The sequence below is a fragment of the Achromobacter sp. D7-1 genome (genome assembly GCF_059760445.1).
Window position 1 is genome coordinate 36,339 of sequence record NZ_JCBAMT010000021.1, and the last position, 25,458, is coordinate 61,796.

A 25,458-nucleotide genomic window follows, 5' to 3' on the forward strand; every position below is an offset into this window, starting at 1 on the left:
GAGAAGATGCAGCCCTTGTCACCAATTGACGTCCGCTTGTCATTCAAGCTTTCCAGCGCATTCCTGATCGCGTTGGGCGCTTTCCCCGCCTATTCCCAGACCATCGATGGCGGTTCGGTGGTCACCGTTCCGGGGTCGCAGAGCTCGCCCTGGAATCTGGGCGCCAGTTCCCTGACGGTAGGCAACACCAGTACCGGCACACTGCAGATTGGCGCGACTGGCGTGGTGTCCAACGGCTCCGGCTTTGTTGGCCGGCAGGTCGGCAGCACCGGCCATGTAACCGTGAGCGGCGCCGGGGCGCAATGGACCAACAGTTCGGGCCTGTCCGTGGGATTCTCGGGCACGGGCACGCTGGGCGTTTCAAATGGCGGCGTTGTAAGAAGCACCACCAACACCTATGTGGGCGTGGCGGCCGGCGGCACAGGTACCGTGACGGTCAGCGGCTTGGGATCGCAGCTGAACAGCACCGGTTTCATGCGCGTCGGCCAGACCGGCAACGGCACGTTGCAGATCAGCGACAGCGCGGTCGTGAGCAATGGGCTGGCCTACGTAGGCTATGACTCGGGCAGCGTGGGTCTGGTGACGATCAGCGGCGCCGGAACGCAGTGGAACAGCAGCGCCGAACTTACTGTGGGCTTTTCCGGCAACGGCCGGGTCAACGTCACCAATGGCGGCGCGGTTGCCAGCACGAATGGCACCATCGGCGCCGGCGCGAATTCGACGGGCGCGGTCACAGTCGACGGCACCGGCTCCTCTTGGACCAACTCCGGCGTCCTCACCGTGGGCAATTCCGGCTCCGGCGCGTTGACCATTTCGAACAACGCCACCGTCAGCGCAACCAGCGCGCGCGCAGGCGTGGCGGCCGGCTCGCAGGGAGTCATCAATATCGGCGCGGCCGCATTGTCCGCCGCGGCGGCCCCCGGGACGCTGACGTTGACGGGTCCCAGCCCCAATCTGACGCTGGGCGCCACCGGCGGGCTGGTGTTCAACCACACCAATACCAGTGGCTATCTGTTTGTCCCCGGCATCACGGGCGCGGGCAAGCTCAGCACCTACAGCGGCACCACGATCCTGACCGCCAACAACAACTACACGGGCGGCACCACGATAGCCGGCGGCACGCTGCAGTTGGGCAATGGCGGCACCAGCGGGGCCATCGTCGGCAATGTGAGCAATAACGGGGCCTTGACCTTCAACCGCAGCGATAGCGTCACCTTCGCGGGCCTGGTCTCGGGCAGCGGCGTGGTCAATCAGAACGGCACGGGCGCCACGATACTGACGGCCAACAATACCTATACCGGCGGCACCGCCATCTCGGCGGGCACTTTGCAATTGGGTAATGGCGGCGCCACCGGCGCCATCGTCGGCAACGTGGCCAACAACGGGGCGCTGGTATTCAACCGGTCCAATACCCTTGCGCTCGGCGGCCAGATTTCCGGCAGCGGCTCGGTCAGCCAGATCGGCGCCGGCACCACAGTGCTGACGGGCAACAACACGTACACGGGCGGCACCACGATTTCGGCGGGCACGCTGCAACTGGGCAATGGCGGCGCCACAGGCGCCATCGCGGGCAACGTGGTCGACAACGGCGCGCTGACCTTCAATCGATCCGATGTCGTGACCTTCGCCGGCCAGATATCCGGCAGCGGCGTGGTCAACCAGATCGGCGCCGGCACCACGATCCTGACCGCAGACAACACCTATACCGGCGGCACCACGATTTCGGCGGGTACGCTGCAGCTGGGTAACGGCGGCACTTCGGGGTCCATCCTGGGCAACGTGGTCGACAACGGCGCGCTGACCTTCAACCGCTCCGATGTCCTGACCTTCACAGGCCAGATATCCGGCAGCGGCGCGGTCAACCAGATCGGCGCCGGGACCACCATCCTGACCGCAGACAACACCTATACCGGCGGCACCACGATTTCGGCAGGCGCCCTGCAACTGGGCAATGGCGGTACTTCGGGGTCCATCCTGGGCAATGTGGCGAACGACGGCCTGCTGGCCTTCAATCGCTCCGACACCATGACGCTTGCCGGCCAGATATCCGGCACCGGCGCGGTCAACCAGATAGGCTCGGGCACCACCGTGCTGACGGGCAACAGCAGCTACACGGGCGGGACGACAATCGCCGCAGGCACCCTGCAATTGGGCGACGGCGGCACCTCCGGCGCCATTGTGGGCGATGTGGCGAACAACGGGGCGCTTGCGTTCAATCGTTCCGACGTCCAGACATTCCCGGGCCTGATCTCTGGTAGCGGCACGGTCAGCCAGATCGGCGCCGGCACCACGATCCTAACGGCCAACAACACCTACACCGGCGGCACCACGATTTCTGCGGGCACGCTGCAGCTGGGCAATGGCGGTACTACGGGCGCCATCCTGGGCGACGTGACGAACCATGGCGCGTTGAATTTCAACCGGTCCGATGTCCAGACCTTCCCTGGCCTGATTTCTGGCAGCGGCGTGGTCAACCAGATCGGCTCGGGCATCACGATACTGACAGCAGACAACACCTACACGGGCGGCACCACGATTTCGGCAGGCACGCTGCAGCTAGGCAATGGCGGCACCTCCGGCGGCATCCTGGGCAATGTAGCCAACAACGGCGCACTGAGTTTCAACCGCTCTGACAACGTGACGTTCGCGGGCCTGATCTCCGGCAGCGGCACGGTCAATCAGAACGGCAGCGGCGCCACGATCCTGACCGCCCAGAACACCTATGGCGGCCCGACCAACATCAATAACGGCGTGCTGCGCGCCGGCGCGGTCTCCACGCTCAGTCCGAACTCGGCCGTGAACGTGACGGCGGCTGGCACGCTTGATCTCAACGGCTACAGCCAGGCCACGGCCGGCGTGATCAACGCCGGACTCATCAACATGGGCAGCGGCACCGCGCCCGGCACCACGCTGACGACGCCGAACTACGTCGGCCAGGGCGGCAGGATCGCCATGAACACCTTGCTGGGCGGCGACGGTTCGCCGTCGGACCGGCTGGTGATCAATGGCGGGACCGCTTCCGGCTCGTCGTCGCTGATTGTCGCCAATGCCGGCGGCGCGGGCGCAGTGACCACCGGCAACGGCATCCTGCTGGTCGATGCCGTCAATGGCGGCACGACCGCCGCCAGCGCGTTCACGCTGGGCAATGCCGGCGGCTATGTCGCCGCGGGCCCCTACGCCTATGCGCTGCAACGCTCCAGCGTGGACGGCAGCGGGCTGCAGAACTGGTACCTGCGTTCGACGGTGGACTGCGCCGCCGCGCCCAGCAATCCCGCCTGCAAGCAGCCCGAGCCGCCGGTTCCGCCGAATCCGCCCGAGCCTCCGATTCCGCCCAATCCGCCCACGCCCGTTCCGCCCGCGCCGCCCAACTACCGGCCCGAAGTCTCCACGGCCGTGGCGACGCCGGAGCTGGCCTTGCGCTACGGCGCGACCTTTCTGGACTCGCTGCACGAGCGCATCGGCGAGGCGCGCTACGCCCTGCCCTCCACCCCGGCCGGCGGCAATTCCCTGGCCTGGGGCCGCGTCATCGGCGTGACCGGCGAACGCAACGGCAGCAACTCGGGCATCCTGGGCTCCAGAGGCCCGGACTACGACTACAAGATCTATGGCCTGCAATCCGGCGTGGATCTCTACCGCCGCGCCAACGCCAACGGCAGCATGGATCACGCAGGCGCCTACGTCGCCTTCGGACGCGCCACGGCCGACGTCGACCACCTCGACGGCCGCTCCGCTGGCCAGGCGGCCATGAATGGCGTGACACTGGGCGGCTACTGGACGCATATCGGCAAGGAAGGCTGGTATGTCGATGCCGTGATCCAAGGCACGCGCTACGACGTCGACAACGGCCGTTCCCCGGCCGGCTACAACCTGGACACCCGCGGCTTCGGTTTCGCGACCTCGCTGGAAGGCGGCTATCCGTTCCGCCTGAACGACGAGTGGGTCATCGAACCCCAGGCGCAACTGGTATTCCAGAACGTCAATCTCAATGACGCCAACGACGGCGCCGCCAAGATCCGCTTCAACGACGTCGACAGCCTGAGGGGCCGCCTGGGCGTGCGCCTGGCGCGCACCGTGGAGCTGGATCCGGGACCGGACGGCAAGCGCGTCGCGACCACCTGGCTGCGTGCCAGCCTGGTCAACGAGTTCCTGACCAACCCGACCACGGAGTTCTCTTCCCAGAACGGCTATGTGCCGTTCCGGGCTGACATGAAGGGTACGTCGGTGCAACTGAATCTGGGCGCGGACGTGGGCGTCAAGCGCAACGTCTCGGTGTACGGCAGCGTGGGCTCGGAGATCAGCTTGCGGGGCGACGGGCAGAACTTCAACGGCAAGCTCGGCGTGAAGATCGCCTTCTGAGGCGCAAGCCCGCGGATCGGGCCGCCCTGCCCGATCCGCCAAGCGCTATCGATCAGCGGAACCGCAAATGCCGCCGCTGCAATTCCGCGACGGTCCTGCAGCCCATCAGCTTCATGGCGCGCTCGATCTCGACCCGCATCAGTTCCAGCGCCCGCTCCACCCCCGGCCGACCCGCAGCGGCCAGCGGGAACAGGTAGTAGCGGCCCAGCCCCACCGCCTTGGCGCCCAGCGCCAGCGCCTTGAGCACGTGGGTGCCGCGCTGCACGCCGCCATCCATCATCACATCGATGCGGTCGCCGACCGCGTCGACGATTTCGGCGAGCTGGTCGAAGGCGCTGCGCGAGCCGTCCAGTTGACGCCCCCCGTGGTTGGACAGCACGATGCCGGTGCAGCCGATGTCGGCCGCGCGCCTGGCGTCTTCCACCGACATCACGCCCTTCAGGCAAAACTGTCCACCCCATTCCTGCACCATGGCGGCGACGTCGTCCCAGGTCATGGCTGGGTCCAGCATGTCGGTGAAATAGCGGCTGATGGACATGGCGCCCCCGCCCATGTCGACGTGGGTGTCCAGCTGCGGTAGCCGGAAGCGTTCATGGGTAAGGTAGTTGAGCGCCCAGGCCGGCTTGGCCGCGAACTGCGCGATGCCGGCAAGGTTCAGCCTGAACGGAATGGCGAAGCCGGTGCGCTTGTCGCGTTCGCGGTTGCCGCCGGTGATGCTGTCCACGGTCAGCATCATGACCTGCACGCCGGCCTCCTTGGCGCGGGCCATCATCTCGCGGTTCAGGCCGCGGTCCTTGTGGAAGTAGAACTGGTAGACCTGGGGGCCGCCGCTGATCTTGCGGGCCTCTTCCAGGCTGACGGTGCCCAGCGAGGACACGCCGAACATGGTGCCGAACTTGCCCGCAGCCGCCGCGACGGCGCGTTCGCCATCGTGATGGAACAGGCGCTGCAAAGCGGTGGGCGAACAATAGACCGGCAGCGCCAGTTTCTGGCCCATGACGGTCACCGACATGTCCACGTCGGACACGCCGCGCAGCACGTCAGGCAGCAGGTCGCAGGATTCGAAGGCGGCGGTGTTGCGGCGGTAGGTGGTTTCATCGTCGGCGGCGCCGTCGATGTAATTGAAGATGGGGCCCGGCAGCCGCTGGCGGGCCATGCGGCGAAAGTCGTGGAAGTTCTGGCACTGGTTCAGACGCATGGGTAGACCCTTATCGACACTACACGTACGGACAGCCTGAGCCCCCGGATGGAGCGGGGGGAATTGTAGACCGACAGCCGCATTTACCAGGGCGTCGGCGGGAGCCCTGTCGCAGATCGTGTTAAATGCGGTCTTTCGCAATACGAACGGAACTGCCCCGCAATGCCCCATCCCTTGCTCAAACCGGCCGCCTGGGCCGCAGCCGCCGTGCTGGCGCTGCCCGCCGCAACCGCCTCTGCGCAGCAGAACCTGGAGCGGGCCACCTCGCTGGCCCAGATCCACGCCATCATGGAGTATTGCAAGGTGCTGACCCCCGAACTGCTGGAGATACTGAAGAAACGGCAGCAATCGTCCGCCCGCGAGTCCGGTGTGTCGTCCCTGGTGTTCGATGCGGAGTATCTGCGCGCCTACACCAAGGCGCGCAAGGACATGGCGGAATTCGGAGAGGAAGAGAAGGAGCTGACCTGCCAACCCATGCGGGCCATGGCCGGCAAGGAGTGAGCGCGGCATCCAAGACGGCTGCGCGGCAGCTTGAAACAGGAACCCGGCAAGCGTAGCCTGACACCGCTGATTCTCCCCCCACTCGATAGCCAGGAGCGATTCATGGCGCAGAAAGAACGACATAAGGGCCGCTTGATCGATCACATCGGGCTGGTCGTGCGCGACCTGCCCGCCAGCAAGGCGTTCTATACCGCGGTCTGCAATGCGCTGAAGATTCCCATCGGCGGCTCCGACGAGAAGAACTTCTGGGCGGACGAGTTGTTCATCTCTGCGCCCGGCAGCGCCGAGGTGCAAGGCGAACTGACCGGCCGCATACACCTGGCCTTCCAGGCGGAAGACCAGGCCATGGTGGATGCGTTCTACCAGGCGGCGATGGCGCACGGCGGCCGGGATAACGGCCCGCCGGGCGAGCGCGCGGCCTATCATCCCGGCTACTACGCCGCGTTTGTGCTGGACCCCGACGGCAACAATATCGAAGCCGTCACCCGCGCGCGCGCCGAACGCAGCGCGGCCTCGGTGCGTATCACCTACTGACCGCGCCGCCTGCGCCCGAGGCCGGCTGTCATGCCGCGCCGCGTGGCGCCTGGATCATTTTCCAGCCATTGCCCGCCGGATCGCGGAAGCCCGCGTCCACGCTGCCGTAGCGTTCGATGGGTTCCTGCGTGAATTCGACGCCCAGGGCCTGCAGCCGGGCATAGCTTTCCCGGCAGTCGGCCACATGCAGCACCAGAGGCGGCATCGCGCCTTTGGCGACCATGGCGCGCAAGGTCTGCGCGGTGGCCTCGTCGTGGATGGGCGGACCGGGCGCGAACAAGCCGAGCTGAAACGAGGGCTGATCCGGATGCTGCACCGTCAGCCACCGGTACGGTCCGTTGCGCACGTCCGTATGGACGCGGAATCCGAGCTTGTCGACGTAGAACGCCAGCGCCGCGTCCTGATCGTCCACGTACACGCCCGCCACATTGATGCCTAAGTTCATAAGACCTCCTGGGTTGATGGCGGAAATTTACCGTCGGCCTCGCGCCGCCGCTTCTCCAAAACAGCGATATTGAGATCGGGGCGCTGCGCGGCCTTCACCACGCAGGCGGGCATCCGGTCCAGCGGCTGCATGTCGGTCCGCGCCTGCGCGCGCATGGCGCTGGGACTCAGCCCTGTGACGTCGCGGAAGATGCGGCTGTACGTGCCGAGGCTTTCCCAGCCCGTGGCGTAGGCGATTTCCGTGACGCTCTGCTCCGTATCCCTCAGCATGGCCACGCTTTGCTCGATGCGCCGCGTCAGCAGGTAGCGATGCGGCGGCAGGCCGAAGGCGCGTTTGAAGGAATGGGCGAAATGGGTCTTGGAAATGCCGCTGACCTCGGCCAGTCGCTCCACCGGCCAGGCTTCGTGCGAGGCTGCGTCCATGCGGTCCTTGACGCGCAGCAGGCGGCGCAGCAGCGCCGGGTCCTGCTGCGGGCCTTCGCCCGGCGCCGCTTGCGCCAGCAGCGTTCCCAGCCTCGACAAGGCGTCTTCCTGCACCGCGCTATAGCCCACCACCACGCCCGGCGGCAGGTCTACCTTGCGGCAGAAATCCGCCAGCGGCTGCATGCCCACACCCGCAGCCCGCGCCGCCGCCACGGCCTGCGCCATGTCCCAGCCCGGCGGCAGCCGCCACAGCAGATGAAAGCCGGCGTGCTCGCCGCTGACGCGCAACGCATCGCTGCCCACGGCCTGGCGCAAGGCGCGCAGCGCGGCGTCGCGGCGGCGCGCGTACACGCCGCGCGCCTTGCGCACGTGGCGCGCGAAACTGCCGTCCTGCAGGAACGCTGCCAAGGTCATCTGCTCGATGATGCTGGGCGAGCGCCCCGCCCGGCGGCGCGCCTGCACAAAATCGGGCGCCAGTTCCTTGGGTACCACCGCATAGCCGATGCGCAAGGCATTGAACAGGGTCTTGTTGAAGCTGCCGCAGTGGATGACGCGGTCGGCCGTGTCCAGGCTTTTCAGGGCGGCCAGCGGCGCGCCGTCATAGCTGAATTCGCTGTCATAGTCGTCCTCGACGATCCAGCAGCCGGCTTGCGCGGCCCAATCCAGCAGCTCCAGGCGGCGCGAGACCGGCATGGTGACGCCGGTGGGCGCCTGGTGGGCGGGCGTGACGTGCACCAGCTTCACGCCGCGTTGATTGCGGGCCCGCGCAACCGGAAAGCCTTCGGCGTCGATGGCCAGCGGCACGACGTGGCGGGTGTACTGGCCGAAGATGGGTTCGGCGTTCAGGTAGCCGGGGTCCTCGATCAGCACCTTGTCCTGCGGCTGCAACAGGAGATGGCCGCAGAGGTCCAGGCCGTCCCGGATGCCGCCCAGCACGATGACCTGGTCCGGATCGCAGCTGATGCCACGGGCAGCGCCCAGGTAGCGGGCGATCTGCTCGCGCAGCGGGCGCCAACCTTGCGGCTCGTCGTTGGCCAACTGGGCCGGCGTCACGCGCCGGGCGCTGGCCATCAAGCCCTTGCGCCAGCGTTCCATGGGAAAGAGCGCGCCGTCGGCGCTGCGGGAAAAGAACATGGAATTGGGCTGCGGCGGCGCGAAGAGCGCAGCCATGTGCGGCGCGGGCCGGGCCGCGTCGACGGCTGGCGCGGGTTGAACCGCGTTGGGTACTGGTGCGGGTGGCGCCGCCCTCGCTTGCGCTGCGGTCAGCGGCGCACGCGCCTTGCGCGTCGCGGCCTGCTCGCCCGGCAGCCCCTCGCGAAAGAAATTATCCGGAATCACCGCCGCCACATAGGTGCCCGAGCCGACCGTGCCCGCGGTATAGCCTTCGCTGCGCAGCTGATCGTAGGCAGCCTCGACCGTGGAGCGCGCAATGTGCCAGCGTCCGGCCAGGCTGCGCGTGGACGGCAGGCGCGCGCCGGAGGGCAACGCGCCCTTCAAGATGCGTTCGCGGATCTCGCGGTAGACCCAGGCCTGCTTGGACTCCCCGGGCCGCGCCGCATCCCGCGGCAAGTCCAGGCTGGCTTCCTGGCGCTTCGCGCCTGACTGTTTCGCGGAAAGTGGCTTGTTCATATTCACGGAAATGGCTCTATTTCATGTAGCCATTCTATCGGTAGATTGAAGGCCTGCGCCCCTTTTGTGGGGCAATTTTTCCGGAACCTGCCATGACCGCTACCTGCCATACCATCACCCTGGAGACCGGCCCCTTCCTCACGGACGGCAAGACCTCGATCCTGGAAGCGGCACTGGCGCAGGACATACCCGTACCCTTCTCCTGTCAGCGCGGGGCCTGCGGCTCGTGCCGCGCCGTGGTGGTGGACGGCAGCTACGAACGCATCGCGCCGCCCACGGACGGCAGCTACCAGACCGCCAACGACGAACTGCTGATGTGCCAATGCCGCGCGGCCAGCGACCTGACGCTGCGCTTCCCGCACTGGCGCGCCCCCGAGCAGCCCACGCCGCCGCGCCGCGCCAGCGTGGTGTCGCGCCTGCCGCTGGCGCCGGACGTCACCCAGCTCATCGTTGAACTGCAAGATGGGGATGACTACAGCTACCTGCCCGGCCAGCATGCCCAACTGATCCTGGACGGCGGCGCCCGCCGCAACTTCTCGATCGCGAACGCACCCGGCGCGGCCGGGCCTGCACGGCTGGAATTCCATATCCGCCGCATGCCCGGCGGCGCTTTCACCGACGGCATCCTGCCCGGGCTGCGACCCGGCGACGCACTGACCCTGGACGCCGCGCAGGGCGACTGCACCTGGCCCGCGGAGATGCCCCCAGGCATAGACCACCTGCTGCTGCTGGCCACCGGCACGGGCTACGCGGGCGTGGCGCCCATCCTCATGGCCGCGCTGCAAAGCCGCGCCCTGAAGACGGTGACGCTCTACTGGGGCGGCCGCGAGCCCGACGATTGCTACGCCGGCCAGATGCTGAACGCCTTGCAGGGCAAAGGCGACGGGTTCCAGTGGCATGCGGTGCTGTCCAAGGCCCAGGACGGCCAGGACGCCGATGCGGCTGATGGCGCGCAGCATCGCCATGCCGGCCGGCACGTGCAGGACGCAGCCGTGGCGGCCGGCCATGACTGGTCCCGCAGCCTGGTTTACGCCTGTGGCAATCCGGCGATGGTGAGCGCGGCCCGCGAACGGCTGCTGGCGGCCGGCCTGCCCGCAGACCGGTATCGCGCCGAAGCCTTCCACCCGGCGGCCGGCGGCGCGGCCGGCATCGCGCCACAGCCTGAAGCGCATCCCTGGGAGCGCATCAGCCCGCGCTACACGCTGGCCGGCATCCTGGACGCGCGCCGGCGTTCCATGCAGGCGGTGGAAGAAATCGCCGCGCTGATGCGCCCCGGCATGACCACGCGCGAGGCCATCGCGGTGGCGGACGGCCACCTGCGCCAGATGGGCGCGTCCAACAACTGGCACCCGACCTATGTGCGCTTCGGCCCGGACACGCAATCGCCGCCCGTCCAGCCCACCGACTACGACCGCAAGCTGCAGGAGCACGACATCTTCGTGCTGGACATCGGACCCGTGTGGCAGGGTCATGAAGGCGACTACGGCGACACCTTCGTGCTGGGCGCGGACGCCGACCGCCAGCGCTGCGCCGAGGCCGCGCGCGAGGTGTTCAAGCGCGCCCGCCTGGCATGGCTGGAAGGCCTGACGGGCGCTGCCCTCTACGACCGGGCCTCCGAATATGCGCGCGAGCTGGGCTGCGAGCTGGTGCGGGAAATTCCCGGACACCGGGTATCCGATTTCCCGCATGCGCTGTATGGCAAGCACCTGCTGGCGCAGGCGGACTTCGTGCCCGCCGACGGCATCTGGGTGCTGGAGATTCAGGTGCGCGATGCGCAGCGGCCCATCGGCGCGTTCTACGAGGACGTACTGCTGCGCTAGCGCGGCGGCGGCCCCGCGCGCGGGTGCGACTGTCCGCCCGCCGCGCCCGCTCTACCCCCGCTGGCTCAACGCCCGGCTGATCCGGTGCTTCGACACCGTGGTCTTCGGCACGTTGAACGGGAACCAGCTGCGCACGTCCTCGTCCAGCCCGATGCCGTGCATGTAGTTGTAGATGGCCTTTTTCAATGCCTTACCCAGCGCGTCGTGGTCCACGCCGGTGGGGTCATGAAAGCCGATGTCGTTCTTGGCAAAGGTGACCGGCGGCAAGGGCTTCAAGGTGACGCCGTATTCCTCGGGGTTCAATCCCACCGGCGAATGCACCGTACAGGCGAAACGGTGGAAAAAACCGCTCTGGATGCAGCCGTTGTCGAACAGCTGCCGCACGTATTCCAGCGCGTCCACGGTGTCCTGCACGGTCTGCGTGGGAAAGCCGTACATCAGGTAGGCGTGCACCAGGATGCCGGCGTCCGTGAAGGCGCGCGTGACCCGCGCCACCTGCTCCACCGAGACGCCCTTCTTCATCAGGTTCAGCAGGCGGTCCGAGGCGACCTCCAGGCCGCCCGATACGGCGATGCAGCCGCTATCCGCCAGCAGTTCGCAAAGTTCGGGGCTGAAAGTCTTCTCGAAGCGGATATTGCCCCACCACGAAATACCGGTGTTGCGGGCGATAAGTTCGGTCGCCAGCGCCTTGAGCGACTTGGGCGGCGCGGCCTCGTCGACGAAATGGAAACCGGTCTGCCCGGTTTCGCGCACGATGGCCTCGATGCGGTCGGCCAGCACCTCGGCGGACGCGCCTTCGTAGCGGCCGATGTAGTCCAGGCTGACGTCGCAGAAGCTGCATTTCTTCCAATAGCAGCCATGCGCCACGGTCAGCTTGTTCCAGCGCCCGTCGCTCCACAGCCGGTTCATGGGATTTAGCATGTCCAGCAGCGACAGGTAGCGGTCCAGCGGCAGGCCGTCCCAGGTGGGCGTGCCCACTTCGGCGAAGGCGATGTCGGGCTCGACCATGTTCACATAGCGCACCGCGCCCGTGTCGGCCTCGCGCAGGAAGGTGCGCACCAGGCGCTGGCGCGAACGCTTGCCCTGCACGTGCTCCAGCAGCGACTGCAAGGGCCGCTCGCCCGCGTCCAGAGTCACATAGTCGAAATAGTCGAAGACCCGCGGGTCCTTCAGCTCGCGCAATTCGGTGTTGACGAAGCCGCCGCCCAGCACGGTGATGATGGAGGGATCGTGCGCCTTGATGGTTTGAGCGATGCGGAAGGCGGCGTAAACGGCGCCCGGGAACGGCACGGACAGCAGCACCATGGTCGGCGTGTGGCGGGCCAGCGCCTCCGCGGTCAGGCTGCGCAGCATGTCGTCCACCAGGGTCGGCGGAGCCGCCAGCGCCTGGGCCAGCGGGTCGAACGTGGGCTGGCTGCCCGCCAGCGATTCGGCGTAGCGCACGAACTCGAAGCGCGGATCGACGGCGTCGCGCAACACGTCGGCCAGATCGTTCAGATACAGCGTCGCCAGATGCTTGGCGCGGTCATGCAGGCCCAGCGCCCCGAAGGCCCAGCCCAGCGGATCGCCGCCCTCTTCGTCCAGGTATACGTCCAGCGAACTGAAGCGCGGCCCCTCGGGCAGGAAATTGCGGCCGACGATGCGGTGCGCCAGCGTCGAATCGCGGCCCTGCAGGAAGGCGATCACGGGCGCGATGGTCGCCAGGTAGCGCGCCTCTTGTTCCGCGAAGGCCTGGACCGCGGGGCTGCGCTTATTCGCCGGCAAGGCGGCGACGCGTTCCGCCACGGCGCGCAGGCCGTCGGCCGACAGCAGGCGCAGCACCAGGGCCAGCGCCAGGTCTTCCTGGAACGAGGTCACGCCGCGTGACCGCAGAAAGCCGGTCAGGTAGGCGGTGGACGGATACGGGGTATTGAGCTGCGTCATCGGCGGGATGACCGACAGCACGCGTAAAGGCAAAGAGGACATGAAGCACGGCAAGGCTGCCGTCGAAGCGGGGATCGCAGCCATTATAGGCAGCGCGGCGGAACCGGCTCCGCCGCCCGGACAAAACGGCCGACGGGTTGCGCCGGCAGCAGGCGTCAAAGATCGCCGAGCACTCTGGGATCGAACCGCCAGCGATGCTTGCCATTCACGCTGCACACCGCCGTCGTCTCCTTGTGGCGCTTCGGCCCGATTTCCCTGATTTTCAATTCCCCATCGCATACGGGGCATTGGCCGCCAATCTCCGTGTAGAAAACCTCGCCAGCGCGATTGGCCTCCAGGTTGCACATCATGAAAAACCGCGAATAGCGCTTGCGTTTCAGGTCATTGCCGGTATCCAGGCTGATGAAACTCAGGAATATCAGGATGAACCACCACGCCGACATCCCCCAGGCGTAGACGCCCAGGGCCGTGATCGCCAAGCCCGCTGCGCCGGCTGCCAACAGCCAGACCGCCTTGACGGGCTTGCCGCGCAGTCGCAGGGGGACAATGTGGTAGCGCTGGAATGCTTCAGCCCAGCTGCCGCGAGAGGCCGCGTCGGCTGGCGGACTGGCGGCGGGCTGCGGATTCGTCACCGCCGGCGGTGTCTCGTTCGCCGCAAAACTGCCGGTGTCCGATGCGAATATGTTCTTGCTGGGCATGTTGCCCAGCACTCTTGCGCATTCGTCGCACACGCTGTTCTTGCCCTTATGGGCGGCTCCGCATCTAGAGCAATGCACGCTATCCCCTCGCAGTGGAAACTTTGATCTGGCGCCATTATTACCATTATTCTTAGGCACCCGCCGCAACCGCACCCCGCCTGGCGTCATTCCATGCGCAACCGATCAGACCCATTCGCCCCGCCCCCGAAGCAACGGACCGTCCACCTCAATTCCCTGCTCTGGATCCTCGAGCCTCTGGAACGCGACGCCGGTTATATGCGCCGCAAGATGTTCGGCTGCGACGCGGCGTACCTGGATGGCCTGCTGTACCTGGTGGCCGCCGACCGCGACGATCCCTGGAGCGGGCTGCTGGTGTGCACCTCGCAGGAACGCCAGGAGGCGCTGTTGACGGAATTTCCGGCCCTGCGGCCGCACCCGGTGCTGGGGAAATGGTTGTACCTGCCCCAGACCGACGAGGACTTCGAGACGCTTGCGGCGGGAATGGCGCGGCTGGCGCTGGAGCGCGATCCGCGCATGGGCGTGGCGCCCAGGCCGCGGTCCAGGCGCAAAAAAGGCTGACTCGCACCCGGGCCGGTTTCCCTCAGCAGTTCACGGAACCCGCCGCAAACGCCAATTCCACCCGGTTCCCGCCCAGCGCCTTGGCCTGATACAAGGCCCGGTCCGCCGCGGCCAGCGCATCGGCCAGGGCCGGGACTTTGTCCTCGAACTGCGCCAGCCCGACGCTGACCGTGGCCGGGATGCCAGCGCCGTCATCCCGCCGCGACACCGTGCCGGCAAAGTGCTGCGCCACGGCCGCGCCCAGTACGGTGGCACGGCGCGCGTCCTGGCCGGACAGCAGCGCGGCGAATTCTTCGCCGCCGATGCGGGCGAGCAGCACGTCGGGGCCGAGCACGCAACGGGCCGACTCCGCGAAGAACTTCAGCACCTGGTCGCCGGCCTGGTGGCCATGCCTGTCGTTGATCGCCTTGAACTGGTCCAGGTCGAACGCCAGGACCGCAACAGGCCCACGCCCTGCCCCGCCCTCGATGATGCGCGCGCCCTGTTCGAAGAACCACCGGCGGTTGCCCAGGCGGGTCAGGTAGTCGGTCTGCGATTCGCGCAGCAGCTGGCCATGGGTTTCTTCGCGGATCAGCTTGAGTAGCGTCATCGGCAGCACGATCGAATACAGCACGCCTTCGTACATGGTGAGCGTGCTGGCGGTCAGGTGTATGCCGGGACCATGCTCGGCCACCCACCAGGGCAAGATGAAAGCCCGGGCGGCGTAGACCAGCGCGTGGATGCTAACCGCCGCCGTCGCGATGCGCAGCGGCGTCAACGACCTGAGCGACTGGCAGCGCAGCAGCTCCCAAGCCGTCATGCCGCTGACCAGCGCGATCGGGAATGCGCTGACGTACTTCCAGACCAGATCTTCCCGCTGGGCGCCGGCCGCCAGCCAGATCAGGGCCATGACAATCAGCAGCCCGATGGAAGCGGCGCGATAGCGCCGGCCGCTGAGCGAAGCCGCGCCGTTCATGATCAGCAGATAGCCGCTGAGGACGATGAGATTGGCGACCGCCGAGCCCAGCGGGCTGGGCAGTTTCGCGCGAAACAGCACAACGGTACAGCCCAGGGCAAGCGTGGCGAAGCCCGCGGCCAGGATACGCAATGATCCGCTGCGGTTGGGATGGGTCCGATGCTCCCAGAACGTCAGGCCTGCACTGGCGAGCAGCGTTCCGATGATGATGAAGTAAAGGGTGAGGAGATCAACGTACATCTTGAATGCTTGGATATCGCGCCGCCGCATCGCGGGGCCAGCAGAAATTCTACGTGGGAAATATGTCGTTGAAACATAGCGTAACCCCTTGCACGGAGCGGTTTCTTTGTATGTAGCGGTAGCGCGACACCACTGCCTCGCATGAAGAAACAATCGCGCTCAGTGGCAAATTTGCCACTCATCTACAATCCGTGGCGGTGCCGGTTGCCAACCGCAATCGGGCAGTAGCTCACAGGTAGTAATGACGCGCGCGAAGACACCCACTTCCAAGAAGAGAAGTCCCCCCAGCAGATCCAAGGCCCGCGCCGGCTCCCGGTCCAGCGGCCGTTTCCCCCGGTTCCTGAAGGCCCTGCTGTTCTCGTCCCTGGCGAGTTTCGGCGCCGCCACTTATATGCTGAATCCGCAGTGGCGGATTCCGGCGCCCGTGCAGGACGTCATCACGCGCCTGGGCTGGCCGCAGCAGCGCGAACACGCGACGCCTGCGGCAGTACCGACCGCGGCGCGGACCGGGGCGCCAGTTCAAACAATGTTTGCGGAATGCCGGCAGTTCTTTCCGCATTCACGCCCGCCCGAAGTGCCGGGCGGCCAGAAGCTGCGTGAGGTGTGCTTTTCCGCCTTCGCCATCCTGCATGACGGGCAGACCAAGACGCCGGTGTTCGTGGCCGAACGCCTGAACCGCCAGATGCTGACCCAGGCCCAAGGGCAGCGCCGGACCGACAAGTTCTATGCCGAGGCGCGCTTGCCGCGCGCCGAACGGGCCGAACTGGACGACTACCGCGGTTCCGGCTATTCGCGCGGCCACATGGCGCCGGCCGGCGACATGTCCAGCCCCGAAGCCATGGCGCAGAGTTTCTCGCTGGCCAATATGGTGCCGCAGGACCAGACGCACAATGGCGGCGCCTGGAGCAGCATCGAGCAGGACACGCGCAAATACGTGATGCGCGCCGCGGGCGACGTGTACGTCTTCACGGGGCCGGTCTATGCCGACAAGCCCAAGACCATCGGTTCGGGAGTCGCCGTGCCCACCTACATCTACAAAGTCGTGTACGACGCGACTTCGGGACGCTCGTGGGTGCACTGGCAGGCGAACGCCGCCAGCACCAAGGCCGGGCCGCCCATCAGCTACGAGGAATTCGTCAAGCGCACGGGGATCCGGGTGCTGCCGGCCGGGGGCTGAGGGCCGGGTCGACCCGCAAGCTCAAATCTTGGATTCGTAAAACTCCACCTCGATGCGGTCCGCGCTCAGGTAGCCGCAGAGATTGGCCGGGAAGCGGGCCCGGCTGCACGCGGCATAGGCGTTTCCGTACAGCACCGCATTCTGCAGAAAATTGCGGCTGAGCGCCGTGCTGTCGGACTGGATCGTGCGGGTGAGTTCAGCTTGCAGCCGCTCGCTCTCCGCGCGCATCGGCCGCAGGATTTCCGCCTCGAACTTGCGGGCCACGCGCGCTTCCGCTTCGCTCGCCGGCACGCTGGAATGCTCGGGGTCATAGGCGTCCAGCAGCTCATTCTTCGCCCGGCGCGCGCAATAGAACGCCTGATAATACGAGCCCGTCGCGGGCCGCTTGAGGCGGGCTTGCGCAAGGTAGATCAGCGACGGCACAGGGGAACTCCACGAGATCAAGGTGCTCGTCGTGCCCGGTTTCACCGTGCTCACGTATGTAGGCAGGCAGGCGCCGGCAGGCTCGCGCCTGGACCGCAGGTCGGCCAGCCTCGCGGCGGCGTAACGATCGCCGTAGCGCAGCACATCCTCGTAATTGCCGCTGAGATGGCTACCTATGATGGCCCCTTGCGCCACCCAAAAACAGTAGCCATCGACAGACTGCCCATCTTGGCAATACGTCGCCAGCGCGCGCTTCATGCTGGGCCCCATGGCCTGAAAGCCCTCGTCCAGGGCGCTGGAATACGCTTTGTACAAGGCCTCGCTGCTTGCCGTTCCCAAACCCAGCGGCGCCCCCAGGGTCGAAGACGCCAGCACGGCCGTCATGACCGACGCGAACAATGGCATGTCACTTCTCCTGTTGGGTGGCCGACAGTCGGGTGCGGTCACGCGCGTTCAATACCGAGTCGGGATAGCGGTACGCCCAGCGCCCGTCCCGGCACTGATAGACCCGCCCGCCGTAGACGACGGTCGAGCCTTCGCTGTAATAGTTCAGATGCGCGGCGTCCGAGGGCCGGGTGAAGTACTCGCAGGCCTGGCCGGCATAATCAAGCCCGGGATCCTTGGCCGCGGCCTTGGCTGACACCGATGGATCTGGCGCGCCGGCGGGCGCATTGCGCGGCTTGTCGCGGCTGGCGGGAGTGTTGCCCCAGGGATTCAGGGCGGGATCGGTGCTGTAGCGCTCCTTGATCCGGTCGCGGTTGCGCAGGTAGTCGGCCTCCCGCTGCTTCGCGAGGGCCTGGGCGGCCGCACGCTGCGCGTCCTCATACTGTTGCCGCAACCGGTCCTGCGCGCCCTGGTCGAGCAGCGCGTCGTCCTGCTGGCTGGAATCGCGCAGATAGTCGCTCAACGCCCGTTGCGCCGCGTCGATGGCAGCGCCGGTGTTGTTGCGCGAGGAAGACGAGGAACGGGACGAGCCGGTAGCTTCCATGGCCTGCCCAGGCCCTGCCTGCGCCGAGACGCCGATGCCCGCAAGCACGATGGCCGCCACAAGGCGAACCGCGAGCGTGGCCATAGGAAAGCTCCCCGAGGAAGATACGGCAAACGCCGCCAAACCTGGGAACAGGCCTTGCTGATGGCCGGTCCGCGCGCGGCGCCTTCATGATAGATCGCGCCGTTCCCGCCGGAATCAGCCAAAGGGATGAGTCCGCCCTCCTAGCCCCGCTGCGCTGCCTCGATGGTCGCGATGTCGATCTTGCCCATCGTCATCATCGCGTCGAAGGCGCGCTTGGCGACGGCGGCATCGGGGTCCGAGATCGCTTCTATCAGCATGCGCGGCGTGATCTGCCAGGACAGGCCCCACTTGTCCCTGCACCAGCCGCAATCGCTGGCCTGACCGCCGTTGCCGATGATGGCGTTCCAGAGACGGTCGGTTTCAGCCTGGTCTTCGGTCGCAATCTGGAAGGAAAAGGCCTCGCTGTGCTTGAAGGCCGGGCCGCCGTTCAGGCCCACGCAAGGAATCCCCGCCACGGTGAACTCCACCGTCAGCACATCGCCTTGTTTGCCGGAGGGATAGTCTCCCGGGGCGCGCAAGACTTTGCCCACGGCACTGTCTGGAAAGGTCCGGGCATAGAACTGCGCGGCTTCGAGCGCGTCCCGGTCGTACCACAGACAAATGGTGTTTTTGCTAGCCATATTTATCCTCCTGCCTATAGTCCCGCGCACGCAGCGGCTGCGTGGAACTTCGACGCATGCGGCGAGAGGCCAGGATCGGCCTCTCGCTTTCAGCCCTACGGCGTCACGATATTGAACCAGAACGGGAAGTCATCCAGCGCGCCGAAGACTTCCGCCAGCTTGGCCTGATCGCCCGTGACTTTCACATCCCCCTTGGCCATCGCATCCTTCAGCGTGGTCTGCTTCAGCATGATGTTGTTGAGCGTATCGCGGGTCAGCGACACGCTGGCGCTGGGCTCCTTGGCCTGCTTGCCTTCGGAATGGTTCAGCACGCTGTTGGCCATTTCCAGCATGTACTGCTGCTTGGTGTCGGTGAAATCCACGTTCAGCACCACATGCTTGCCCTCGGTCTTTTCCCGGTTCAGGCGCACCGCGAAGTAGTCGAACAGCATGTCCAGCGTCATGGCGCGCACGGTATCCGGGCTGGCCGTGTCCGGCACTGGCAGTTTTTGCACGCCTTCGCGCAGCTCCTTGGCGCCGGTCAGGTAGAAGTTGCGCCACGGGCCGCTTTCGGCCTGATAGCCCAGCTGTTCCAGCGCGTCGGCCTGCAGGCTGCGCGCCTCCTGGTTCTTCGGATCCGCGAACACTGCATAGTTGACGACCTCGGCCACCCAACGGTAGTCGCCCTTGGCATAGTACTCACGCGCCTTCTTCACCACCGCGTCCACGCCACCCATCATGTCGACGTAGCGCTTGGCGCCCTCTTCGATGGGCAGGGTGTGCAAGGTAGCGGGATTGCCATTGAACCAGCCCAGGTAAAGCACGTAGGTCGCGCGGACGTTGTGATTGACCGAACCGTAATAGCCCCGGTTCGAGAACTTGGTGGCGATGGACTTGGGCAGCTTGACCTGTTCGGCGATCTCTTCCTTGTTGTAGCCCATGTTGGCCAGGCGCAAGGTCTCGTCGTTGATGTAGCGGTACATGTCGCGCTGCAGGCTCAGCTGTTCGCGCACGTCCTTGTTGTTCCAGACCGGCCAGTGATGCATGGCGTACATCACTTCGACGTCGTCGCCCCACAAGTTCAGGGCTTCGTTCAAATACTTCGACCAGGCCAGCGGATCGCGGATCTTGGCGCCGCGCAGGGAGTAGGTATTGTGCAGCGTGTGGGTGGAGTCCTCCGCGGTGTTGAGCGCCTTCTTTTCCCGGATGTAGTACAGCATCTCGGCTGGCGCTTCGCTGCCGGGCGCGTACAGGAATTCGTAAGTCAGACCATCGATGGTGCGCTTTTCGCCGGTCTTCTCGATGATGTCCGTGGGCGGAATCAGGGTGACCGTGCCCGCCGAGGTCGTCGTGCCCAGGCCCGCGCCCACCTGGCCGGTCGCGCTGGGCGGCAGCAGGTTGCCGTACATGTAGCTGGCGCGGCGGCTCATGGCGGTGCCGGCCATCACGTTTTCGGCCACGGCATGCTCCAGGAATCCTAGCGGGGCATAGATCTTGACCTTGCCCGCCTTCACGTCGGCCTCGTCCACCACGCCGCGCACGCCGCCATAGTGGTCCACGTGGCTGTGGGTGTAGATCACGGCCACGACGGGCTTCTTGGGGCGATGCTGATAGTAGAGGTCCAGCGCGGCCTTGGCCGTTTCGGTGGAGATCAACGGATCCATGATCGTCAGGCCTTCCTTGCCCTCGACGATGGTCATGTTCGACAGGTCCAGATTGCGCACCTGGTAGATCCCGTCGGCGACTTGAAACAGGCCTGAAATATTGATCAGCTGGGCTTGCCGCCAAAGACTGGGATTGACGGTGTCGGGTGCATCCGACCCTTCCTTGATGAAGCCGTATTTGTCCGAGTCCCATACCGGGTTGCCCTCGGCGCCTTTGATCATGCCGGCCGGCAGCGGGGCGATGAAGCCTTTGTGCGCCAATTCGAAGGCTGTCTTGTCGGCGAACGGCAGTTCCTTCAACAAGGCGGCGTTAGCGGCCTTGGTGGACGCTTCGGCGGGTTTGGGTCCTTCGGCCGACCAGGCCGGCGCCGCCAGCGCGATAGCCAGCGCGGTCAATACAGAGGGCGCCGCAACGCGGCGCCTGGGTGCCCGGTCCTGTTGGATATGGAAGAGCGTCGCGCGGTGAAGCAGCTGCATAGTCACTTTCTCCAGACGGGTAGAGGACAAACCGCCCGAAATGGCGGTCCGGCAAACAACGAAGTCAGGCGAATGCAAAAGGCAAGATCACACGTGCAAAAAAGCGGCAGGGCGTGACGGCCGAAGCGGCGGCAGTAACAGGAATTACAGGCGTGAACGGCATCACGCGGCGCTGTGTTGGCTTTAACGAACAAAGCCTACACATTTTTTCCCTTAAATCAATCGTGGATTGCAATTAATCACGTTTCGCATTGCGGGCAGCGCCCGCGCCATTTATCTTTGTCAAACTAGACGCGGTCGATACCCCCCTACGCATGGAATACTGCATGGAGTCTCGATGAGCCCCCGGGCAAACCCCACAGGCAGGCGCAAGCTTGGATTGCACGCGGTTCTGGTCGCGCTGGCCGTGCTGAGCGTTGCCGTCGGTTTTTCCACCGCCATGTACTCCAGCTACCAGGTACAAAAGGCGCAGATCATCGGGAATGCCTTGGCCGCCAACCACGCGCGCGCCCAAAAGCTGGCCGAGGTCATCGACGTCTACATTGCCGCGCTGCACCGCCAGGCGCGCAATGCCGCAAGCCAGCTCCCCGCTTCGATGGACAAGCCGCAAGCGCTGCAGAATGAACTGCGGCGTCTGGCCGGCCAGATCGACTCGCTGCACGCGGTCATGCTGGCCGACACCGCCGGCCGCATCGTTGCCCGCTCGCCCAGCGGCCAGCTCGCCGATGCGAAGATCCTGAGCCTTGCCGATCTGGGCGTGGGTCCCTCCGGCCCGAGCGCCTGGGTGACGACGCTATCCAGTACGCAGGCTGCAGTGCTTACCGTGGCCGAACCCGTGGCAGGCCCCGCTGGCGCGCCTCTGGCCCATCTGGCCATCGTCATCAAGCTGGACGCCGGCAGCGGCATGGACCGGATCATCGGCGAGCGCGACGATATCGCCGGCATGTCCGTGTTTCTGGTCAGCGGCACCGGCGCGGTGTTGTACCGCAAGCAAGCAGGCGCCGGGGTATTCGACCTGGCCAGCATGGAACCCGCCCGACGGGACGGCGCCGCCCTGCTCTCGAATGCGAAAGGCGGCGCGGTATTGACCGGCTACGCGCCCTTGGCCAAAGGCAATTGGGCGGTGGTGGCGCAACGCTCGCTGGATCAGGTGCTGTCGCCGCTGCGCGAATTGCTCGGCGACGCTTTGCGCGCCGCGATTCCCGCCATTGTGTTGACACTGCTGCTGGTATGCGGGCTGGCCTATGCCATTGCATCGCCGCTATCGCGTTTGACCCGCGCCATGACTGCGGGGAAATCCGCAGGCGTGGACCTCGGGCGGCTCAATGCCTGGTACGCCGAGGCCGACACCTTGCGCGACGCGGTCCAACTGACGCTGGACCAGCATCAGGACGAAGTGGGCCGTCTGAACACCCAGGCGCTGACGGATCCGATGACCGGACTGCTGAACCGCCGGGCCATGACCGAAGTGCTGGACGCTTACGCCGCGAACGGCACGCCCGTCGCAGTCATCGCCATGGACCTGGACCACTTCAAGCGTATCAACGACGCCTTCGGCCACATGACGGGCGACAAGGTGCTGATCGCGCTGGCCGAGGTGATCCGCGCCGGCCTGCGCGACCAGGATCGGGCTTTCAGGGTGGGCGGGGAAGAATTCATTGCGCTCTTGCCCACCGGCGCGGCCTCCCTGGCGGGCGAGGTTGCCGAGCGTCTGCGCGCGGCCGTGGCCCGGCGCCTCATGCCTGATGGCGTGGGCCGCGTCACGGTGTCCATCGGCATCGCGCTCTGGCCGCAAGACGGCGATTCTGCTTCCGAAGTGATACAGCGGGCGGACGAGGCCCTGTACGAGTCCAAGCAGACGGGGCGCAACCGCGTCACGCTGTGGCACGACAAGGCCCCGGCTGCGCCGCCCTACCCGACCAACCGTAACTGAACACCTGGTGACCATATGAACTACTCCCTACTGCTGGCGGGTCTTGCGGTCCTGTTCTTCGTACTGCTGTTGGTCGCGATGCGCATCGGCAAGCGCCTGGGCCATGGCGCCGACGACAAGAGCGCCGGCGCCGCGGCCATCGAGGCCTCCGTGTTCGCGCTGCTGGGCCTGTTGGTGGCCTTCACATTTTCGGGCGCGGCCCAGCGCATGGCCGAGCGCCGCAATCTGCTGGTCCTGGAGGTCAATTCCATCGGCACGGCCTGGCTGCGCATCGATATGCTCAATGCCCAGGACCAGCCGAAGCTGCGCGACCAGTTCCGGCGCTACGTAGATGCGCGCATCGACTACTACCGCCACGTTTCCGACCTGGACCAACGCGATGCCATCGCGGCGCGGGTCGGGACGCTGCAAAAGGAAATCTGGACCACGTCCATGAGCGCCGCGCGCAATGCCGTGCCGCCGTTTGCGACGTCGTACATAGGCGCTGTCAACGACATGTTCGACGTATCCAGCGCGCAGACCGTGGCGCAGAAGGTCCATCCGCCCATAGCGACCTACGCCTTCCTGGTCTTTCTGGCCCTGGTGTGCGCCTGCCTGATCGGATCAAAGCTGGCTGTCACGCAACGCGACAGCATGCTGCACCAGCTGGTTTATGCCGTGGTCATGACAGCAGCGATCTACATCATCGTGGATTTCGAGTTCCCGCGGATAGGAACCATCCGGATCGACCAGAGCGACGCGCTCCTGGCTGCGCAGCGCCAAGCCATGGTTGACCCGCCCGCCGCCCAATAGATTTCCCGGCGCCGCAAGACTGGCTCGCGTTCACTCCGGAGATGACATGCCCATGCCCGTGAAGATGGCCAAACGACGCACAGGCTGGCTGCTTGCCCTGCTGGCCTGCGGGGCCACGCCGCCGGCCATGGCCCAACAGGGCTTGCGCCTGAGCCAGGACGACCTGCAGAAGCGCGCCAACGGGGTGCTCGCCATCATGTCGTTCTCCATCGTGCCCGACATCACGACCAGTTCCCTGAACATAGGCGGGGGCAGCGGATCGGTCTCGGGGTCCACCGAATTCGCCATGACGCAGCTGGGCGGCGGCGACACCATATCCAAATCGGTACCCATCTATCTGGAAGGCGTGCTCGCCGCGAGCCGCTACGACCCAACTTTCATCGCCACGCAGGGAGCGGAATCTCGATCCATCCCCACCAAATGGAACAGTTTTTCCGCCACCGGCGGCATAGGCTGGGACTTCAAGCTGACCGACGAACTGAAGCTGCGACCCATCTTCAATTTCGCGCTGGGCAACGTCACCAGCGACCTGCGAGCGGCCAGTTGGTACGTGGGGCGTCAAACAGGCAAGGACATCAGCTTCCTGGACCGGGGTTCGCTCAACGCCTATGGCCTGGGCGGTTCGCTGATGCTGGACTACGAGCATTACCGCCCCGGCTATGAAGTCGATGTGGAGCTGCGCTATTCCGACATGCGCCTGCAAAGCTTCAGCAGCTCGGCGGCCGTCGAGGGGCATGCCACGGCGCAATCGGCCAATCTGTGGGCGCGCTACCGCGCCCCCACGGGATTCGTGATGCTGCAGCGGCCGCTGCGCTATGTGCTGGAGCTGACGCACTCGGAGTTCCTGGGCGACCAACGCGGCATCCTGGGATTCGACCGGCTGACCTCCGTGGGCGCTGGCCTGGAGCTGGATTCCAGCGCTTATGACGTGATCATCACCCGCACCCGGCTGGTGGGCCGTTATGTGTTCGGCACCAATGTGTCCGGCTTCTCGGTGGGCCTGGCGGTGAGCTTCTGAGCCGGGCCGCCGGCGGAATTGCGCCGGATTTGTTACTCCCCCCTTCCCGCCCGGCGATGCCAGACTGTTTCCAGGCCGCCGAGCAGCCAGGCTGCGCGCAAACCTTTGCGCCAGGGCGCCGGCCCGCGATAAGGAGGTATCGACACCATGACCGCAACCACCAAAGACACCCGCATGCGCATGCCCCCGGTCGTCTCGCCCCAGGAATGGGAAGCCGCCCGCCAGCAACTGCTGGTAAAGGAAAAGGCGCAGACCCGCGCCCGCGACGCCCTGGCCGCCGAACGCCGGCGCATGCCCTGGACCGCAGTGGCCAAGACCTATGCGTTCGAGGGGCCATCCGGCACTCTCACTCTGTCCGACCTGTTCGATGGCCGCCGCCAATTGATCGTCTACCGCGCCTTCTTCGAGCCGGGCGTCTACGGCTGGCCTGAACATGCCTGCCGCGGCTGCTCCATGGTGGCCGACCAGGTCGCCCATCTGGCGCATCTGAACGCCCGCGACACCACGCTGGTCTTCGCGTCCCGGGCACCGCAGGCAGACATCGCGCGGCTGAAGGCGCAGATGGACTGGAAGATGCCCTGGTACACGCTGACCGACAGCTTCGATGGCGACTTCGGCGTGGACGAGTGGCATGGCACCAATGTGTTCTACCGCGACGGCGACCGCATCTTCCGCACCTACTTTCTCAACAACCGCGGCGACGAGCAGATGGGCGGCACCTGGAACTATCTGGACATCACGCCGCTGGGCCGGCAGGAAGTCTGGGAGGATTCGCCCGAGGGCTATCCGCAGACGCCGACCTACAAGTGGTGGAACTGGCACGACAGCTATGTGGCAGACGCGCCGCCTGACAAGAAATGGGTCGAGATCTCGGATGCGGGCGAAGCCGCGTTCCGGGCGCAGAGCGCAGCCGACGCCAAGCGGTGAGCGGGCGGGCGGCGGGACGGCATGGACTGGCACGGCGGCGCGCCGTATCCATTGGCAATTTAAATAACGAATGGAT

The 25,458-nt window shown here is 66.1% G+C and carries 20 protein-coding genes; 10 read left to right on the forward strand and 10 right to left on the reverse strand.

Translation table 11 applies throughout. The annotated features are described in order from the left end of the window. The first annotated feature begins 36 nt into the window (after nucleotides 1-36). On the forward strand, nucleotides 37-4,356 hold the full coding sequence (locus AC6LKD_RS11775; protein ID WP_498116281.1) for an autotransporter outer membrane beta-barrel domain-containing protein: 4,320 nt from the start codon (nucleotides 37-39) through the stop codon (nucleotides 4,354-4,356). Between the two features lie 52 nt (nucleotides 4,357-4,408). Here AC6LKD_RS11775 and AC6LKD_RS11780 read toward each other — a convergent pair whose 3' ends face one another. After that, nucleotides 4,409-5,554 carry an alpha-hydroxy acid oxidase gene (locus AC6LKD_RS11780; protein WP_207464223.1) on the reverse strand — a complete coding sequence of 382 codons (1,146 nt, stop codon included), beginning with the start codon at nucleotides 5,552-5,554 and terminating at the stop codon, nucleotides 4,409-4,411. A gap of 162 nt (nucleotides 5,555-5,716) precedes the next feature. Between AC6LKD_RS11780 and AC6LKD_RS11785 the strand changes: the two genes are divergently transcribed. Both AC6LKD_RS11785 and AC6LKD_RS11790 read left to right on the forward strand, forming a co-directional pair. Beyond that, complete coding sequence (locus AC6LKD_RS11785) at nucleotides 5,717-6,055, forward strand: hypothetical protein (protein WP_498116282.1); 339 nt, start codon at nucleotides 5,717-5,719, stop codon at nucleotides 6,053-6,055. Between the two features lie 102 nt (nucleotides 6,056-6,157). Continuing rightward, the gene (locus AC6LKD_RS11790) at nucleotides 6,158-6,589 is read left to right on the forward strand and encodes a VOC family protein (protein WP_498116283.1); all 432 of its coding nucleotides are present in this window, start codon (nucleotides 6,158-6,160) and stop codon (nucleotides 6,587-6,589) included. A gap of 28 nt (nucleotides 6,590-6,617) precedes the next feature. On the opposite strand, the gene AC6LKD_RS11795 is transcribed toward AC6LKD_RS11790, so the two are convergent. Next, nucleotides 6,618-7,034 carry a VOC family protein gene (locus AC6LKD_RS11795; RefSeq protein ID WP_498116284.1) on the reverse strand — a complete coding sequence of 139 codons (417 nt, stop codon included), beginning with the start codon at nucleotides 7,032-7,034 and terminating at the stop codon, nucleotides 6,618-6,620. Further along, nucleotides 7,031-9,085: a MocR-like pyridoxine biosynthesis transcription factor PdxR gene (gene pdxR, locus AC6LKD_RS11800; RefSeq protein WP_498116285.1), complete on the reverse strand. Its 2,055-nt coding sequence runs from the start codon at nucleotides 9,083-9,085 to the stop codon at nucleotides 7,031-7,033. The genes AC6LKD_RS11795 and pdxR overlap by 4 nt, the downstream gene beginning before the upstream one ends. A 92-nt stretch (nucleotides 9,086-9,177) precedes the next feature. Here pdxR and AC6LKD_RS11805 point away from each other — a divergent pair, with 92 nt between their 5' ends. Continuing rightward, the gene (locus tag AC6LKD_RS11805) at nucleotides 9,178-10,905 is read left to right on the forward strand and encodes an NAD(P)H dependent flavin oxidoreductase family protein (RefSeq protein ID WP_498116286.1); all 1,728 of its coding nucleotides are present in this window, start codon (nucleotides 9,178-9,180) and stop codon (nucleotides 10,903-10,905) included. Between the two features lie 51 nt (nucleotides 10,906-10,956). Here AC6LKD_RS11805 and AC6LKD_RS11810 read toward each other — a convergent pair whose 3' ends face one another. Next, entirely contained in the window at nucleotides 10,957-12,870 is a 1,914-nt protein-coding gene (locus AC6LKD_RS11810; protein WP_498116287.1) for a B12-binding domain-containing radical SAM protein, read from the reverse strand. Nucleotides 12,871-12,983: 113 nt separating this feature from the next. Continuing rightward, on the reverse strand, nucleotides 12,984-13,526 hold the full coding sequence (locus tag AC6LKD_RS11815) for a hypothetical protein (RefSeq protein ID WP_498116288.1): 543 nt from the start codon (nucleotides 13,524-13,526) through the stop codon (nucleotides 12,984-12,986). A 171-nt stretch (nucleotides 13,527-13,697) separates the two neighbouring features. Here AC6LKD_RS11815 and AC6LKD_RS11820 point away from each other — a divergent pair, with 171 nt between their 5' ends. After that, nucleotides 13,698-14,105: a hypothetical protein gene (locus AC6LKD_RS11820; protein ID WP_498116289.1), complete on the forward strand. Its 408-nt coding sequence runs from the start codon at nucleotides 13,698-13,700 to the stop codon at nucleotides 14,103-14,105. A gap of 22 nt (nucleotides 14,106-14,127) precedes the next feature. Here AC6LKD_RS11820 and AC6LKD_RS11825 read toward each other — a convergent pair whose 3' ends face one another. Beyond that, the gene (locus AC6LKD_RS11825; protein WP_498116290.1) at nucleotides 14,128-15,300 is read right to left on the reverse strand and encodes a GGDEF domain-containing protein; all 1,173 of its coding nucleotides are present in this window, start codon (nucleotides 15,298-15,300) and stop codon (nucleotides 14,128-14,130) included. A 241-nt stretch (nucleotides 15,301-15,541) separates the two neighbouring features. On the opposite strand from AC6LKD_RS11825, the gene AC6LKD_RS11830 reads away from it, so the two are divergent. Further along, nucleotides 15,542-16,477: a DNA/RNA non-specific endonuclease gene (locus tag AC6LKD_RS11830; RefSeq protein ID WP_498116291.1), complete on the forward strand. Its 936-nt coding sequence runs from the start codon at nucleotides 15,542-15,544 to the stop codon at nucleotides 16,475-16,477. A 21-nt stretch (nucleotides 16,478-16,498) separates the two neighbouring features. Here AC6LKD_RS11830 and AC6LKD_RS11835 read toward each other — a convergent pair whose 3' ends face one another. The 4 genes from AC6LKD_RS11835 to AC6LKD_RS11850 all read right to left on the reverse strand — a co-directional run bounded on the left by AC6LKD_RS11835 (nucleotide 16,499) and on the right by AC6LKD_RS11850 (nucleotide 20,712). Further along, nucleotides 16,499-17,305: a hypothetical protein gene (locus AC6LKD_RS11835; protein ID WP_207464233.1), complete on the reverse strand. Its 807-nt coding sequence runs from the start codon at nucleotides 17,303-17,305 to the stop codon at nucleotides 16,499-16,501. A gap of 1 nt (nucleotide 17,306) precedes the next feature. Continuing rightward, nucleotides 17,307-17,972 (reverse strand): hypothetical protein, encoded by a 666-nt coding sequence (locus tag AC6LKD_RS11840; protein WP_498116292.1) that lies wholly within the window; start codon nucleotides 17,970-17,972, stop codon nucleotides 17,307-17,309. 140 nt (nucleotides 17,973-18,112) lie between these two features. Next, a complete protein-coding gene (locus tag AC6LKD_RS11845) occupies nucleotides 18,113-18,592 on the reverse strand; it encodes a VOC family protein (RefSeq protein WP_013394452.1) in 480 nt (159 codons plus the stop codon). Between the two features lie 95 nt (nucleotides 18,593-18,687). Further along, entirely contained in the window at nucleotides 18,688-20,712 is a 2,025-nt protein-coding gene (locus AC6LKD_RS11850) for an alkyl/aryl-sulfatase (RefSeq protein ID WP_242702244.1), read from the reverse strand. Between the two features lie 337 nt (nucleotides 20,713-21,049). On the opposite strand from AC6LKD_RS11850, the gene AC6LKD_RS11855 reads away from it, so the two are divergent. The 4 genes from AC6LKD_RS11855 (at nucleotide 21,050) to AC6LKD_RS11870 (ending at nucleotide 25,382) form a co-directional block, all read left to right on the forward strand. Then, nucleotides 21,050-22,645 (forward strand): GGDEF domain-containing protein, encoded by a 1,596-nt coding sequence (locus tag AC6LKD_RS11855; protein WP_207464235.1) that lies wholly within the window; start codon nucleotides 21,050-21,052, stop codon nucleotides 22,643-22,645. Nucleotides 22,646-22,660: 15 nt separating this feature from the next. Next, a complete protein-coding gene (locus AC6LKD_RS11860; protein ID WP_498116294.1) occupies nucleotides 22,661-23,437 on the forward strand; it encodes a bestrophin-like domain in 777 nt (258 codons plus the stop codon). Nucleotides 23,438-23,483: 46 nt separating this feature from the next. Next, nucleotides 23,484-24,455 carry a hypothetical protein gene (locus tag AC6LKD_RS11865; RefSeq protein WP_242702245.1) on the forward strand — a complete coding sequence of 324 codons (972 nt, stop codon included), beginning with the start codon at nucleotides 23,484-23,486 and terminating at the stop codon, nucleotides 24,453-24,455. A 147-nt stretch (nucleotides 24,456-24,602) separates the two neighbouring features. Then, nucleotides 24,603-25,382 (forward strand): DUF899 domain-containing protein, encoded by a 780-nt coding sequence (locus tag AC6LKD_RS11870; protein WP_207464237.1) that lies wholly within the window; start codon nucleotides 24,603-24,605, stop codon nucleotides 25,380-25,382. The last annotated feature ends 76 nt before the right edge of the window (nucleotides 25,383-25,458 follow it).

Excerpts from the sequence above, each read along its gene's own strand:
- AC6LKD_RS11780 (WP_207464223.1), bottom strand. The coding sequence starts at position 5,554 with ATGCGTCTGAACCAGTGCCAGAACTTCCACGACTTTCGCCGCATGGCC.
- AC6LKD_RS11785 (WP_498116282.1), top strand. The coding sequence starts at position 5,717 with ATGCCCCATCCCTTGCTCAAACCGGCCGCCTGGGCCGCAGCCGCCGTG.
- AC6LKD_RS11790 (WP_498116283.1), top strand. The coding sequence starts at position 6,158 with ATGGCGCAGAAAGAACGACATAAGGGCCGCTTGATCGATCACATCGGG.
- AC6LKD_RS11795 (WP_498116284.1), bottom strand. The coding sequence starts at position 7,034 with ATGAACTTAGGCATCAATGTGGCGGGCGTGTACGTGGACGATCAGGAC.
- pdxR (WP_498116285.1), bottom strand. The coding sequence starts at position 9,085 with ATGAACAAGCCACTTTCCGCGAAACAGTCAGGCGCGAAGCGCCAGGAA.
- AC6LKD_RS11805 (WP_498116286.1), top strand. The coding sequence starts at position 9,178 with ATGACCGCTACCTGCCATACCATCACCCTGGAGACCGGCCCCTTCCTC.
- AC6LKD_RS11810 (WP_498116287.1), bottom strand. The coding sequence starts at position 12,870 with ATGTCCTCTTTGCCTTTACGCGTGCTGTCGGTCATCCCGCCGATGACG.
- AC6LKD_RS11815 (WP_498116288.1), bottom strand. The coding sequence starts at position 13,526 with ATGCCCAGCAAGAACATATTCGCATCGGACACCGGCAGTTTTGCGGCG.
- AC6LKD_RS11820 (WP_498116289.1), top strand. The coding sequence starts at position 13,698 with ATGCGCAACCGATCAGACCCATTCGCCCCGCCCCCGAAGCAACGGACC.
- AC6LKD_RS11825 (WP_498116290.1), bottom strand. The coding sequence starts at position 15,300 with ATGTACGTTGATCTCCTCACCCTTTACTTCATCATCATCGGAACGCTG.
- AC6LKD_RS11830 (WP_498116291.1), top strand. The coding sequence starts at position 15,542 with ATGACGCGCGCGAAGACACCCACTTCCAAGAAGAGAAGTCCCCCCAGC.
- AC6LKD_RS11835 (WP_207464233.1), bottom strand. The coding sequence starts at position 17,305 with ATGCCATTGTTCGCGTCGGTCATGACGGCCGTGCTGGCGTCTTCGACC.
- AC6LKD_RS11840 (WP_498116292.1), bottom strand. The coding sequence starts at position 17,972 with ATGGCCACGCTCGCGGTTCGCCTTGTGGCGGCCATCGTGCTTGCGGGC.
- AC6LKD_RS11845 (WP_013394452.1), bottom strand. The coding sequence starts at position 18,592 with ATGGCTAGCAAAAACACCATTTGTCTGTGGTACGACCGGGACGCGCTC.
- AC6LKD_RS11850 (WP_242702244.1), bottom strand. The coding sequence starts at position 20,712 with ATGCAGCTGCTTCACCGCGCGACGCTCTTCCATATCCAACAGGACCGG.
- AC6LKD_RS11855 (WP_207464235.1), top strand. The coding sequence starts at position 21,050 with ATGAGCCCCCGGGCAAACCCCACAGGCAGGCGCAAGCTTGGATTGCAC.
- AC6LKD_RS11860 (WP_498116294.1), top strand. The coding sequence starts at position 22,661 with ATGAACTACTCCCTACTGCTGGCGGGTCTTGCGGTCCTGTTCTTCGTA.
- AC6LKD_RS11865 (WP_242702245.1), top strand. The coding sequence starts at position 23,484 with ATGCCCATGCCCGTGAAGATGGCCAAACGACGCACAGGCTGGCTGCTT.
- AC6LKD_RS11870 (WP_207464237.1), top strand. The coding sequence starts at position 24,603 with ATGACCGCAACCACCAAAGACACCCGCATGCGCATGCCCCCGGTCGTC.